This is a genomic window from Cohnella massiliensis (assembly GCF_900169535.1).
GTDB lineage: Bacteria > Bacillota > Bacilli > Paenibacillales > Paenibacillaceae > Cohnella > Cohnella algarum.
In genome coordinates this window covers 2,790,143-2,802,890 of the sequence record NZ_LT821259.1, presented here as the reverse complement: position 1 = coordinate 2,802,890, position 12,748 = coordinate 2,790,143, and the positions used below count along the sequence as shown (strand labels likewise).

Annotated in this window: 12 protein-coding genes and 1 pseudogene; 5 read left to right on the top strand and 8 right to left on the bottom strand. The window is 53.3% G+C overall.

All coding sequences use genetic code 11. The features are described from left to right. Positions 1-12: 12 nt before the first annotated feature. From B7E11_RS26870 to B7E11_RS31090, 3 genes are all read right to left on the bottom strand, one after another. Positions 13-816 (bottom strand): ExeA family protein, encoded by an 804-nt coding sequence (locus B7E11_RS26870; RefSeq protein WP_080832318.1) that lies wholly within the window; start codon positions 814-816, stop codon positions 13-15. Continuing rightward, positions 813-2,195, bottom strand: a complete 1,383-nt coding sequence (locus B7E11_RS26865) for a DDE-type integrase/transposase/recombinase (protein WP_080832306.1) — start codon at positions 2,193-2,195, stop codon at positions 813-815. The genes B7E11_RS26870 and B7E11_RS26865 overlap by 4 nt, the downstream gene beginning before the upstream one ends. A gap of 172 nt (positions 2,196-2,367) precedes the next feature. Further along, positions 2,368-3,021, bottom strand: a complete 654-nt coding sequence (locus tag B7E11_RS31090) for a DUF6431 domain-containing protein (protein WP_425430084.1) — start codon at positions 3,019-3,021, stop codon at positions 2,368-2,370. A gap of 21 nt (positions 3,022-3,042) precedes the next feature. Here B7E11_RS31090 and B7E11_RS26860 point away from each other — a divergent pair, with 21 nt between their 5' ends. Beyond that, complete coding sequence (locus tag B7E11_RS26860) at positions 3,043-4,389, top strand: ISLre2 family transposase (RefSeq protein WP_080840510.1); 1,347 nt, start codon at positions 3,043-3,045, stop codon at positions 4,387-4,389. A gap of 279 nt (positions 4,390-4,668) precedes the next feature. On the opposite strand, the gene B7E11_RS29255 is transcribed toward B7E11_RS26860, so the two are convergent. The 3 genes and pseudogenes from B7E11_RS29255 to B7E11_RS30705 form a co-directional block, all read right to left on the bottom strand. After that, a complete protein-coding gene (locus tag B7E11_RS29255) occupies positions 4,669-4,929 on the bottom strand; it encodes a hypothetical protein (protein ID WP_139787330.1) in 261 nt (86 codons plus the stop codon). A 623-nt stretch (positions 4,930-5,552) separates the two neighbouring features. Further along, a pseudogene (locus tag B7E11_RS30710) lies at positions 5,553-6,127 on the bottom strand (transposase). Positions 6,128-6,143: 16 nt separating this feature from the next. Then, a complete protein-coding gene (locus B7E11_RS30705; protein ID WP_176220912.1) occupies positions 6,144-6,755 on the bottom strand; it encodes a helix-turn-helix domain-containing protein in 612 nt (203 codons plus the stop codon). Between the two features lie 124 nt (positions 6,756-6,879). Between B7E11_RS30705 and B7E11_RS26850 the strand changes: the two genes are divergently transcribed. Continuing rightward, positions 6,880-7,776, top strand: a complete 897-nt coding sequence (locus tag B7E11_RS26850; protein ID WP_240353341.1) for a hypothetical protein — start codon at positions 6,880-6,882, stop codon at positions 7,774-7,776. Between the two features lie 40 nt (positions 7,777-7,816). On the opposite strand, the gene B7E11_RS26845 is transcribed toward B7E11_RS26850, so the two are convergent. Continuing rightward, positions 7,817-8,533, bottom strand: coding sequence for a DsbA family protein (locus tag B7E11_RS26845; protein ID WP_080840509.1), 717 nt, complete (start codon positions 8,531-8,533; stop codon positions 7,817-7,819). 217 nt (positions 8,534-8,750) lie between these two features. Then, positions 8,751-10,751: a S8 family peptidase gene (locus B7E11_RS26840; protein ID WP_080840508.1), complete on the bottom strand. Its 2,001-nt coding sequence runs from the start codon at positions 10,749-10,751 to the stop codon at positions 8,751-8,753. Between the two features lie 226 nt (positions 10,752-10,977). Between B7E11_RS26840 and B7E11_RS26835 the strand changes: the two genes are divergently transcribed. The 3 genes from B7E11_RS26835 to B7E11_RS26825 all read left to right on the top strand — a co-directional run bounded on the left by B7E11_RS26835 (position 10,978) and on the right by B7E11_RS26825 (position 12,682). After that, entirely contained in the window at positions 10,978-11,478 is a 501-nt protein-coding gene (locus tag B7E11_RS26835; protein ID WP_080840507.1) for a DUF3907 family protein, read from the top strand. Between the two features lie 91 nt (positions 11,479-11,569). Next, positions 11,570-11,788 (top strand): DUF1540 domain-containing protein, encoded by a 219-nt coding sequence (locus B7E11_RS26830; protein WP_080840506.1) that lies wholly within the window; start codon positions 11,570-11,572, stop codon positions 11,786-11,788. Positions 11,789-11,926: 138 nt separating this feature from the next. Beyond that, positions 11,927-12,682 carry a lytic transglycosylase domain-containing protein gene (locus B7E11_RS26825; RefSeq protein WP_245809830.1) on the top strand — a complete coding sequence of 252 codons (756 nt, stop codon included), beginning with the start codon at positions 11,927-11,929 and terminating at the stop codon, positions 12,680-12,682. The last annotated feature ends 66 nt before the right edge of the window (positions 12,683-12,748 follow it).

Here is a 12,748-nt window from a genome sequence, read left to right as displayed (position 1 = left end):
ATTTGTCATCCCTCACTGTTCCTTAAATTCAGCTAGGATCCTCGTCACATGGACGGTATCAATCATTTTGTCTTTTCGCAGCACTGCATCCAGAAGCGCAGCGGTGCAGACGTTATTTATCTCTCGGCATATCCCCCGAGCATGCGCGTATATGGCGTCCATCGCTTCTGTCGTAAACACCGGCCCTGTACTTCCGGCAACCTCCAATTGGTGGGAGATGTAATCGCGGCACTCCTCGAGCGACAAGCCTTCCAAATGAAAACGCACGTTCATCCGCTGTGTAATCGGCTTGAAGATTCTCAGTTGCAACGTGGCCTGTAGTTCCGGCTGTCCAATGAGCAGCAGGGCAAGCGGCGAAATCGAGTCCATACGAAAATTCGTCAAAAAGCGTATTTCTTGCAGCATGTCTCCTGAAAGCAGGTGCGCTTCATCCACGACAATAACGGCGACCTTCTGCTGGTTCTCGTACAAATCCCATACGAGGTGCTGGAATTGCCGTTTGGCTTCGCTGCGCAGAAACTTGGGCGGCAAGCCGAAGTGGTGGAGGAGTTCACGGTAAAAGTCCCTTGGTTTCAGATTCGCATCCGACAGATAGATAAACCGGTACTTGTTCGGATCCAGTTGGTCTTTCAAGTAGCGAACGGCTGTCGACTTGCCGCAGCCAATTTCACCGGTGACGCAGCCAATCGAGCGAGTCATCACCATATACTGCATCCGTGCTACACATTCTTCGAATCGCTTGGAGCGGTGCAGATGCCGTGTTTCAATCTCCCGGGTGAACGGAACGCGCTCCCACCCGAAGAAACCACGAATCATGAGCGATTCACCTCTTTCATCGCTCGCGAAAGCGCAGCGCCTTGCGCTTCGCGGGTCTGCCGTTTCTGTTCTTCCACCAATAATTCCACATAGTTGAGGCCCGTCTTCGGCGGTTGCATGACGGCCTTCGGTTCATCCTGCTTCGGCCGGTTTTTCGGATCGCGGAGCTTCATTGGCTTCGCGTCTTCATAGCGCTGGCCGTCCTTCCACACCTGGATGACGGACAGGTCGTGCGGATCGAATCGCACCTGAATCTTCGAGCCGGCAAGCTCTGTCTGGACCTCGAATATCGTGCCCAGCAGCGAGATGCATCCCGTTTTGTCCACTTTGCGGGATTCCTCCAGCAAGAATACTTCTATGAGTTCATGCGGCGGCAACATGCGAATCGGGTGGTCGTCTTTTTGGTATCGGTCGACTGGGCGCTGCTTAAAGCTGTTGTGGACTTTCTGGTGGTAAGCAATCTCAAGCCACGCCGAGAAGAATCGATTCAAATCGTTAAGCGTCTGGATCTTCCCTTGTTCAATCAGGTCGTATGCCTCCGGCACAAAGCTCTGGTCGACAAATCGGAAGAACTTTTCTTGCTTCCCGCGTCCCATAGGACGTCCGGGGCGAGTATGCTTAAGCTCTGCCCCCAGTCGCCCGCAAATCCGCTCAAAATGGTGTGAAGAATAGATGGCGCCGTTATCGACATAGATCATTTCCGGCACTCCGTTCTTTAAAATCGCCTTCTTCAGGCAATCCTCCAGCCGGGCCACACGTTCCTCGAAATAGAACTGGCCATGCACAACGAAGCGAGAGTAATCGTCAATGAAAATAACCAGATAGGCCATGACCTTCTTGCCGGGCTTGTCCGGATGCGGAAGGTAAAGGGTATGCTGCACATCGCCTTGCCACATGCTATTTCGGTGCGTGGCTTCAAACCGGCGAAAGTGGCTCCACCCCGTATTCAGTAACGCTTTGCGCGTGACGCCGCGGCGGCGAAGCTGCTTGCTAAGCGTGCTTTCTTTCAGGGTGCCGGGGGCCACGAATGCCGCCAGTTCCAGAATCGCAATAATCTGCCTGACGCTTCGGCCGGGTTGCTCCTGCTTTAAGGCAATCGCTTTGGCAAGCACATCCTCGGGGATTTCCCTGGTCGTGAGTTTGTCTGCTCGGACGGAGGGCAACAGCGCCTCCCATCCGCCTTCGCGATACGCTTTTAAATATCGCTCAAGCGTTCGTAGACTAATTCTCCTTCGCTGTCCCGACGACGTTTCATACTCATGGCTTACAATTTCGCGCATCAACGCCATCTGTTCTCCGGGATCCAATTTGCGGCTAACCAGTGATGCAATTAAGCCATAACGGAAGTTGGCTTCTTGCTGCCTTGCTTGCTCATCCATGCTAAATCTCCTCTCCCTGTGGTCTATGAGAGTATCGCATAGACGCTAGAAGCCAGGGAGGGCGCATATTTTGTGGGATCAGGAGGGCAACTTGCCGTCCAGGCGATTTTTAAAGCAATTTTGGAGGCGATTTTCGTTTGCCTTGCTCCTTGGCGGTGGATGCTGAAGGGATTTATAAGCGTGATGCTACAGGTAACCTCGCATTTAGAAACGTCCAATAGCCCCGTCTGGATGCGCCAGCGGGGATGAATCGGGGTAACAGTTTGTCCAGCCAATTCAATGTATCCATTGGCGTTGGGTTCATCATGGTGGGGTAAAGGTGGAGCATATCCGTGTCGTCCCCCTGGGCTACGAGTTTCCCAGCAACCCATAGTGCTGCATCCGCTGCGCGGCGCAGATGTCTTGCCCACCAGCGTTTCAACGTACGGCGGCTATAACGCACGGCAGGAGTTGTTGTGCTTTCTGTCGTCTGCCGCCAAGAGAATCCCTTGTGCTTGCGCTTTAATGCCGCTTCTCGCACCCAAGTCGCATACCGGGCCCATGGAATCAGGAACTCCGGCAGGAGGGAGATTGTTATTCTACAGGTAGGACAATATCGACGGTAGATCGGGATCTGGATGACCTCATGCTTCGTCACAATTCCTCGCCAATAACGACCGTGTTTATGGAGAAGCCGACCGCAGTTTTCACAGCAGAGCTGGACGTCAGGAGATTGATTTCCGAATGTGCGTAAGATAGTGTAAAATCTCTGTGGGTGTAGGAATTGGAAAAAGCGGATATAGAAAAAGAGCTTCTCCCTTGGTAAAGTGATGTTTGCGCACAACACACCAAGAAGGAGGAAGCTCCTGTGAGCCACTTTACCACAACAATGCCGACGATGAAAGAGATTGAGCAATGGATTTTCCGGAAAATGCAGGAGGAATTCGCTCGTGCGATGAAGCAGGTACTGGAGGCGCTGGATCAGCAGATCCTGGAGCAACGGGACCGAGAGCGTTATCGAGTAAAGGACGAGCGTGAAACAAGCGTCAACACAGTGTTCGGGAATGTGCGCTTTAAGCGGAGATTGTACTGTGACCGTAGAAGCGGCAAACACGTGTATCTGCTGGATCAGCTGTTGCAATTCGAAGGGCGCGGGAAAGTCAGTCCGCATTTGGAAGAGACAGCAATCGCATTCGCAAGCCAAGGACCGTCGTACCGGGACAGCGCAAAGAGGCTGGAGCAGCTTTTGGGCTACAATGTGCTGAGCCACCAAGCGATCAGGGAAAAACTGATGGAGCGTGCGCAACAGCCGATGCCAGCGGTGAAACGGCGCGCTGCCCGCGTGCTGTTCGTGGAAGTGGATGGGCTGTACACGAAGCTGCGGCGGAGCAAAAAGCGCGGGATGGAGAACGCAATTGCAGTCGGACACGAAGGCTGGGAGAAGAACGGCAAGCGGGTACAGCTGAAGAACAAACAGCATTACCTGCATACGAGCGGCGGCGACTTCTGGGAAGGGTTCGGGGACTTTCTGGTGGAGCGTTACGAAATCGACGAGAACACGTGGCTTGTGGTGAACGGAGACGGCGCGGCGTGGATCGGGGAATGTACATCCTACTTTCACCAATGTCTGTACATGCTGGACCGCTTTCATGTGGCGCGTGATTTGAAACGCTTTGTTGGTCATTTGCCGCAGGTGTGGGAGACCGTGAGACGGTCTTTGGCCAAACAGGATGCAGCCGCGCTTATGGCGGTCCTGGAAGGCGTGTCGGAGCAAGAGATAGCGGAAGAGAACCGGAAGGATTGGAAGCCGTATAAAAGATTTCTAAAGCGGCATGAGAAGCATTTGGACGACTACCGAAAAACACTCCAGGCGAAGGGGATCGACACAAGCGGTATGCGCCCGATGGGAAGCGCGGAATCGCAGATGCGTATATTCGCCAAGCGGACGAAGCGTGGCGGGGACAGTTGGGGTGAGCGAGGCGTCAGGGCGATGCTGAGGACGATGATGAGGATTCAAGAAGCGGGCACGGTGGTAAGAACGGTTGAAGGACAAGCGAGTAAGCAGGCAACGCCGCAGCAGTCGATAAACATGCGGCAATTGCTCAAGAACGTGACGCAACCGGTCAAGGGTTGTATCGCTGGAATGATTCGCATGCTGCAAGGACCGAAGCAAAGCAGCACAACGGGTATGGCACTCAAAGCACTTCGCGGATAACGGCAAAAAATTCTGACAAATCACTTGTGTTTGATGAAAGAACGAAGCAAAGCGCTTACAAGGAAGAGGTTCCTTCGGGGTTCGCGTTCCAGGCATCTTAAATGACTGCCCACGCTAGCTTGACACTGACTGTGCGTAAATAAGCCTTGCAAGAAAGGCCGAAATAAAGTATTTTTGACATGATGAAGTGAATGCTCCCGGGGATCCTCGCCAAAGGTTCGGGAGCATTTTCCTTTTTAATCGACAATAGCCTAATCCACCGTCATTGTACAGAAGGGATTAGGCTATTGTCGGCTGTTTATTCGGTTTGGCTCCGCCACACCGAATGGCGAATTCATGCCTTTTTCCCGCCATAAAGTCAGGCGGCGAACAGTAACCACTGGGGACGTCGAAACACCTTGAAGTTCCAAATCTTTCAATAGTAATAGTCCATGTAAAATCAGGATCATCACAGGCTGCTGATGCAGATTCTGAGTAGACAGGAAAAATACTTAAAAACATTGCAAATGCAGCAAACAACATTAAAAACTTCTTTTTCATAAAAACTCCTCCTCCCACAAATAAATGTGGATTTAGTAATTGGTGGAATAATATCACCGAAAAAAATAATAACAAATATGGTAATATCAAAACATAGACTTGAATTCCTATATTTACAAAACAATTATTCAATTTAAATCAAAATTAAACAAAATTCGCTAAACCAGATATGCTGCTATGCGCTGATAACGGAAAATACTGATACCGAAGTGGTTGAAAGAAACACAGATTGGCTGTGTCCTGGCAGACCTAGACCGGCAACAGGGAACGGTGGGATCGCCGTCTTTTTGCCCCCTGCGCGCTCACGTCAATGCACAGTGATCTCGATACTGACGGGCTGAATTCCATCTTCGATTCGCTTCAAATATCCCTTTGTGGACCTCATAAAGGGATCTTCGCGCTAGGATCTTCGCGCTATTGGGTGGGGGAGGCCCTCTTAGCTAGAGCGGTAGGGTCAAAATCGGACAAGGGAATTGGTATAGATGCTTCACTCCGCGTTCTCTTTCTGTTGCCGCATAAAAAAATGCCCAAATGGGCAGACTGGTTGCTGGACAAGGGAATTGGTACAGATGCGAGCGATGCGTGGCTCCATGCTGGTGCCCGTTCTTTTTTTGTTTCCGGTCTTAATGTGATCGTCGCGCTTCAAGTGCAGGCAAACGAAGCTTATTGGCCGTCATGTATACCATGGCGATCAAATTCTCGACATTGCGGTAGCCACGCGCTTTGCGCTTGGATGCTTGAACGAGGCCATTGATGCCCTCCAAAAGCCCGTTGGTCATTTTGCTGTGGAACCAGCGCAAGATGCCTTCCTCGTGCCGCTTGATCGTTCTCGCCAGATCCACCATTGGCGTTAGCTGGGACCGATTCGCCCACCCCATCCACTCCCGCAGGTACACATCCGCGAAGATCTGCGGCGTGCTCCAGAAATCCTGCAACGCCAGCTTCAGGCGATAGGCACGACCGGTTTGCAGGTGCGTACCTTTTAATCGCGTCAACGTTTCCCGCTGCGCCTCCGTCAGGTTGGATTCGTTCTTCAGCCAAATGTACTGGTATGCTTCAGTTCCCTCGTTTGCTTTTGCTCGGCAATTCGCACATCGTCTACGGCCTCGTTCACCAGCTTCATGACGTGGAATTTATCAAACGTGATCTCGGCTTTCGGGAAGAAGTCCTCAATCCCCCGTATAAACGCCGGAGACATGTCACAGCAGACTTCCTCAATCTGCTCCGCGCTCGCGCCTATTGGCAGCCAGCCGTTCCTTGAAGCGACCCAGCGTGTCCATCCCTTTGCCTTCTGTCGCAAACAGGACGATCATGGTGTCGGCGTCTACAAACAGCGTGATGTATCGGTGGCCGCGGCGGGAAGACGTTTCGTCGATCGCAATCCGCTTTACACGCGTCAAATCCAGTTCGGCCATCGCTTTATCCACGTAGTGATGGAAGATGCGCCACATCCGTGTGTCATGCTCGCGCAGTTCGCGTGCGGCAGCATTGACCGGCATTTCGGCCATCAGCCGCATGGCCCACGCATCAAACTGCAACGTAAAATGCGATTTCACGCGTGCCCAAGGAACCGGCACTTGCGTGATCTTCTTACAAGCATGACAATCCGTTCTTGGTACGCGTGCATGCATGTACGTTTTCCAGTCCCAGAAGTCGAGATGGCGCCACTTCTTCGTTTCCGTATCGTGCGCGGTGCACGCCGCACCGCAAATCGGACAAGCGAAGGTCGATCCGCGTTCGAAGTCGATGAACAAGTGCCAGGTGTTTTCCTTGTCATCGAATTCCACGTGCATTAACTTCGGCCATCTGTTTGGCGCGATCGGCATTCTGGAAGGCTCCCCACTCAAATGGTTCTGCCTGCCCTTGTTCATGAATTTGTAGGACGGCGTCAAAACCATCTTCGGCTGGGACGCTTCGTCCGAGCAGCGGCAGGATTCCCACGTGGTACAAATGATCGATCAAGCGTTCCACGCCGCCCGTTCGTTTGGCGGAGCCTTGCTTCTGCTGGATCGTTACTTCCTGTCCATTCCGGCACTGAAGTGTTTGGGTGAAGGCAATCTCTCCGGCGAGAGCTGGATGTACATCGTGACCAAGGCAAAGATGAATGTCGTCGCCTATGAGCGCCCCGTCCGCAAAACCGGCCGGGGACGGCCCGCCCAAGCAGGGAAAGATGCTCAAGCTCGCCGAGTTATTTCACACGCGGGCAACGGAATTTCAACCGGTCAACGTGACGATTTACGGGAAGGAAGAAACGCTCTCTTGCCTGTGCCTGGACTTGCTCTGGGGACAGGGCCTGTACCAAGGGCTTCGCTTTGTTTTGGTCAAACAAGGCGACCGCCATTCCATCTCGTCAGCACCGACCTGTCCCTGGAAGGGGCGGAGATCATCACGCTGTACGGGTATCGATTCAAGATCGAGTGCACCTTTCGCGAAATGAAGCAGGTGATCGGCGCATTCGGCTACCGATTCTGGAGCCGCTCTATGCCAAAGCTGAAGCGATACTTGCGCAAAGACGAGCCGCATCCGCTGGAGCAGGTGAAGCGCGAAACGGATCGCTTGCGCATTCGGCAAACCCTGCAAGCGATTGAGGGCTTCGTCATGTGCAGTGTCATTTCGACAGGTATTATCCAATTGATCACCCTGCGGTTTTCCGGACGGACTCCCGCGCTGTTCTTTCGATATCTTCGCACGCCTTCCAAAGCGATTGTCTCGGAAGCGACGGTGACGGCCCATTTACGTCATTCGATTTTTCGGCTATTTGCCCAAAACAGGCATCTTTCCGTAACCCAAATTATTCGTTCCAAGCAAGATTTGTCCGCTGCTGACGCAGATTCATGGGCTTCTTAAGGTTGAGAACTTTTCACTGTCCAGTTATAAACTTCCTTGTTTATTTTTCCATCTCATTTAAAATTTTATCAATTTCTTTTTTTAAATTATCATAATTTAGTGCTGTGCTATCATCAAGTTTTCGTCCGTTAATTAAAATAGTAGGTGTTCCAGTAAAACGATTTTCTTTTGCAATTTTAACTTGATTATCCACTTCTTCACTGTATGTTTGGCTATCAATGTCTTGTTTTAACTTGTCATAATTAATATTTAATTCTTTTTCTTTGGCTAAATTCACCAAGAATTCTGATGTTGCCCATTCGATTCTTTCATCTTGCTGGTGTTCAAAAACAGCATCATAAAATTTCCAAAACTCTTCATTACTTTGGTGAAAAACAGCTTGCCCAGCCAAAGCTGCTGTATAAGAATCTGGCAAAAAAATCGTAAAATTTTGAAATGAAAATGATACTTTTCCAGTGTCGATATACTCAGCTTTTAATTTAGGCATGATCTCTTCACTGAAATATTTGCAGGCAATGCATTTAAAATCACCGAATTCGACAATTTTAATTGGAGCTGATTCGGAACCAATTGTTGGAGCTCCATTGTAATTAATTGCTATTGGCTTCGGTTCGGGCTTTAATAAAATGGCGGCCACGACAAGGGCAATGAAGCAGACGACCGTCGCCCATATGATGATTCTCATTCGTTGCTGTTTTTTTCGTTGTTGCTCCTGGCGTATTTTTTTGGTTGTCGCCTTCCGTTGCGATTTGTCCATATTCTGCTCCTCTGCTTGTATTAAGTAAGAAACTAACGCATAATTTCAATCTCTAATTGTAACCGATAAAGCTTAAAAAATCATGAAAAACGTCAAAAACCCTCAAATCCGTTTAATTGCCCGGATTTGAGGGCGAAGCTCACGATGATACTTTTCGTTTGTCGACTCGCTTTCCTGACTCGCGCCGCTATCGAGGCGGCTGCCTCGCCGTCGCGGCTCAGGACCCCTTTTGCAGCGATCGGCGAACTTCTTCGCGGACTCGGTCGGGATAGAGCTGCAAGGAGCCGAAATTTCCGTCGGTCGTCCAGGGAAAGCCTCCGTCGCCTTCGACGGCTCCGCCATTGCCGTAGCCGATGCCGTCAACTGGCGTTCCCGTTCCGTTGCCGGCGTTTCCGCCGCCGCTTGCGGCATGAACGGCGGCGTCCACGTCGATCTGGCCGTAGCCGAAGTCGTTATCTTTGCCGGCCGGCCCGAGGTCTCTCGCGGTCGAACGGACGATTTCCGCGATCTCGTCGACGCCGAGTCCGGGGTTGGCCGCCTTGACGAGCGAGACGAGCGCCGCGACGTGCGGCGTCGCCATCGACGTGCCGGACAGGGCGGCGTACCGGCTGCCCGGATAGGTGCTCGCGATCGAGCTGCCGGGAGCGGCCACGTCGATATAATCGCCGAAGTTGGAATATTCGGCTCTCGCTTCGCCCGGATCGGTCGCCGCCACGGCGATCACCTCGGGATAAGCCGCCGGATAACCCGGGCGATCGGTATTGTCGTTGCCGCTGGCCCCGACGAGCACGACGCCCCGGTCGTACGCGTACTTGACGGCATCGTGCAAAAACTGGGCTTCGGCATAGTTGCCCAAGCTCATATTAATGACGTCCGCGCCGTGGTCGACGGCCCAGATGATGCCTTCGGCGACGGAATAGGTCGTGCCGGCGCCGGTGCTGTCGAGCGCTTTGACGGGCATGATTTTCGTATACCAGGTCATGCCGGCGACGCCCTCGCCGTTGTTCACCTGCGCGGCGATGATGCCCGCGACGTGCGTTCCGTGGCCGACGTCGTCATCGGGGGGGCTGGAAGGGTCGACGATGTTGATTCCTTCCACGAGGCGCCCCTGCAGATCGGGATGATCGAGCTGCACGCCGGTGTCGACGACGGCCACGACGATTTCGTCCTTCCCGCGGGTGACGTTCCAGCCCTTCTCGGTGGCGATTTCGGGCAAATTCCACTGATAGTCGCCGTAGAGCGTATCGTTGGGAATAACCGCCGCCGGTTCGGTCCCGTCGTCCGGTCGGGCGGCGCCCGACGTTTCGTTCGTCAAATACAAGTAATGGGGCTCCATGAACGACGGATTCCATTTGGCAAAGTACGTTTTCAACTGCTCCATCTTGTACTTTTTGGAACGGAACAAATACGTAGGGCCGCGATGGCGGACGACGGTAATGTGCAGGTCTTTCCTAAGCTGCAGCAGCTGCTTTTCCGAAAGCGGCCGTTTGAATTTGACGACCAGCTCGTCGACGGCGTAATGGCTGACGTTTCCGTTGTCGTCTCCCTTCCGCACGGTCGTGTCTTTGTTCGTGTTGGGCAGGACCGATTCCACCCGATATCTTCCTTCGGCGGGATAGGGAACGACGCGCAGGTTTTTTTCCTGGTGCCGCTGCACTTCCTCTACGATGTCGGAGTGAACGAGAGCCGCCACGCCTTCTCCGGGCTTCGTCCCCGGAAGGGCGACGACGAAATTCGTTTCGTTCCCGCTTGCAAAAGAAGGGGAATGATACTTTTTTCCCTTGAGCAGGGCGGCATTGGCTTTCGCCACGTAAGGAGCGGCCTTGCGCTTCAATTCCGCCGGCGCCGAATCGGCCTCGTACGTCCGGCCATCCGTTTTCCACCAAACGGAAACGAAATGGCCGTGCGTTTTCGTCATCCGTTCCAGCTTGGCCTGGCGCTCCGAGGCTTTTATTTTATTGCCGCCGGAGAGCAGGAGCCGCAGATCGCGCTCGCTGTCGAGGCGGCTGAGCCTTTCCGTAGCGAGCTTGTCTTGCGCAATCGTTTTGTGTTTGAAGGACGCTTCTCTTTTTGCGGACGGAACGAAAGCCCGTCCCTCGTTCGCCGCCGGGGAGGGGGCGGGAGGCCCCGGATCGTTTCGCGGAGGGACGATCAGCGGCAAGGCGAACAAGACGACGGCAACGGCAAATAACGGGCCGAACCACGATTTGCGGTTCATGCTGCGGCACCTCCTGGTTTCGAATCGCGTATAACGCAGGTTTAACGATAGCTTTCAGCACAGGGACAAAATTAATACGATCGATTTTGGCGGGAGCCAGTACCGTTTCATTGGAATTTATGGTACGATGGGGGTAAGTTTCGCCGACGTCAAGCCTGCGAAACGTTTTTTGCTTATGACTACGACAACGAATGTGTCCGTGTGAACCGAAAGGAGCAAGTGAGTGATGCCATCCGCCAAAGCCAGGGGCCTCGCCGAATCCAGCCGAGACAAGTTGAAAGCGGCCTGCGCCGAACTGGAAGCTTTTTTGAACGCTTATGCGTTGCCGCAATTGAACGAAGAACAGGATGAGAAGCTGAACGCTTTTTATGCCGGCATGCTTTCCGACCTTCGTCATTTGCTCGTCTTTTCCGAAGTGTCGTACGAAAAGCTCGGCGCGCTGCTGCGCCGGCCGAATTTCGACGCGGAAGCGGCGGAAAAAGCTCTTTACGAGGTGTACCACAATTGCGTGAACGCGTTTTTCTATCCTAAAAACGAAGGCTATTCCGAAGACGGAAGATATGCCTATACCGGACAAGACGCGATCCGTTTCCGCTTGAAGCCGGTTCGCGCCGTGCGCGATATCGTGCTGAGCGTTTCGCACGTGTATGAGGAACTGCGCGACGAGCTATCGTATTACGAAAGCGAATACTTGATTCAACGGCGCTTGCACAATCAACAGAAATAGGCTTATTGCCGGCGAACTTCCTGCAACCCCCGTCCTTCCGGCCGCATACCGCATAACGCGATGCGCACACTACTACCGGAGGTGAGGCGCCATGCCAAACGGGGTGTTATGCAGCGTCAGCAATTGCTCGTTCTGGAACGAGGGCAACCGCTGCGGAGCGCAGGAAATCGCCATCGAAATCGACGCTCACGCGCGTTTGAACGCGGAGAGCGAGGAATTCGCCGACGAGTTTGGCGAAGAACATCAGGACACGGCCCGAACGTCGGCGGTAACCTGCTGCTTGACGTTCAAGCCGAAAAGCGAAGGCTGACGGCTGCCTCGCGGTAGGCCCAAAGGCGCGTTTTGCATTTCCTGCCGGCAAATTCGCCGGTTTCGGCTTTTCACGGCTTTCGGGTTTGATGTACAATGTGAAGAGACAGGCATCATTTTCCGGGAGCGATACTGCACAATGATCGACATGAAAATTTCGACGGACCCGCGGGTTATCAAGGAATTGCTGTTGTCGCAATGGTTATCCGGAGCGGATCCGCTTGGAAACGATGCGAGTTCCGCGACATCGATTCGATCGAACGACGACGATCAGATCTTCAGTCAGCTTTTGGCGCAAATGCTCGGTCTGGACTCGTCGGCCGCCAACGGATTGTACGGGGACAGCCTCGAATGGGCCGGTTCTTCCGGGTCGGTCGGCTTGCTAGGATTTAGCGGTTTTAATCCTTCAGGCAGCATGTCCTGGGGGCTGGGAAGCCTGGGCCTGGGAAGTTTGGCTGACGATTTGGGCCGTACGGGTTCGTACGACGCGATCATTCATGAAGCTTCCGCGCGCTACGGCGTGGATCCGGCCTTGATCAAAGGCGTGATCCAAACGGAATCCTCTTTTCGCGCCGACGCCGTTTCTTCGTCCGGAGCCAAGGGCTTGATGCAGCTGATGGACGCGACCGCGCAAGGGCTTGGCGTAACGGATTCCTTCGACCCGGTGCAAAATATCGACGCCGGAACCCGCTATTTATCGTACCTGCTGCGCAAATACGACGGCAACGAAATGGCGGCGCTTGCGGCTTATAACGCAGGGCCGGGGCGCGTCGACCGGCTGGGCCTCAGGACGAACGAGGACGTGACGGCACGTTTGCGCGAGCTTCCCGCCGAAACGCAAGCTTACGTCGCCAAAGTTTTGAATGCGAGAATCGGCTGGACTTCTCCTTTGTAACGAAGAACGCCGCTATTATAAGGTTTTATCCGACGGGGATCAAATAGGGATGACGACATCCCTTTT

Bases quoted from the DNA above. Each gene is read 5' to 3' on its own strand.
- B7E11_RS26845 (WP_080840509.1), bottom strand. From the start codon at position 8,533: ATGGACAAATCGCAACGGAAGGCGACAACCAAAAAAATACGCCAGGAG.
- B7E11_RS30705 (WP_176220912.1), bottom strand. From the start codon at position 6,755: ATGCCGATCGCGCCAAACAGATGGCCGAAGTTAATGCACGTGGAATTC.
- B7E11_RS26850 (WP_240353341.1), top strand. From the start codon at position 6,880: ATGATCGATCAAGCGTTCCACGCCGCCCGTTCGTTTGGCGGAGCCTTG.
- B7E11_RS29255 (WP_139787330.1), bottom strand. From the start codon at position 4,929: ATGAAAAAGAAGTTTTTAATGTTGTTTGCTGCATTTGCAATGTTTTTA.
- B7E11_RS26825 (WP_245809830.1), top strand. From the start codon at position 11,927: ATGATCGACATGAAAATTTCGACGGACCCGCGGGTTATCAAGGAATTG.
- B7E11_RS26830 (WP_080840506.1), top strand. From the start codon at position 11,570: ATGCCAAACGGGGTGTTATGCAGCGTCAGCAATTGCTCGTTCTGGAAC.
- B7E11_RS26840 (WP_080840508.1), bottom strand. From the start codon at position 10,751: ATGAACCGCAAATCGTGGTTCGGCCCGTTATTTGCCGTTGCCGTCGTC.
- B7E11_RS26870 (WP_080832318.1), bottom strand. From the start codon at position 816: ATGATTCGTGGTTTCTTCGGGTGGGAGCGCGTTCCGTTCACCCGGGAG.
- B7E11_RS26865 (WP_080832306.1), bottom strand. From the start codon at position 2,195: ATGGATGAGCAAGCAAGGCAGCAAGAAGCCAACTTCCGTTATGGCTTA.
- B7E11_RS26835 (WP_080840507.1), top strand. From the start codon at position 10,978: ATGCCATCCGCCAAAGCCAGGGGCCTCGCCGAATCCAGCCGAGACAAG.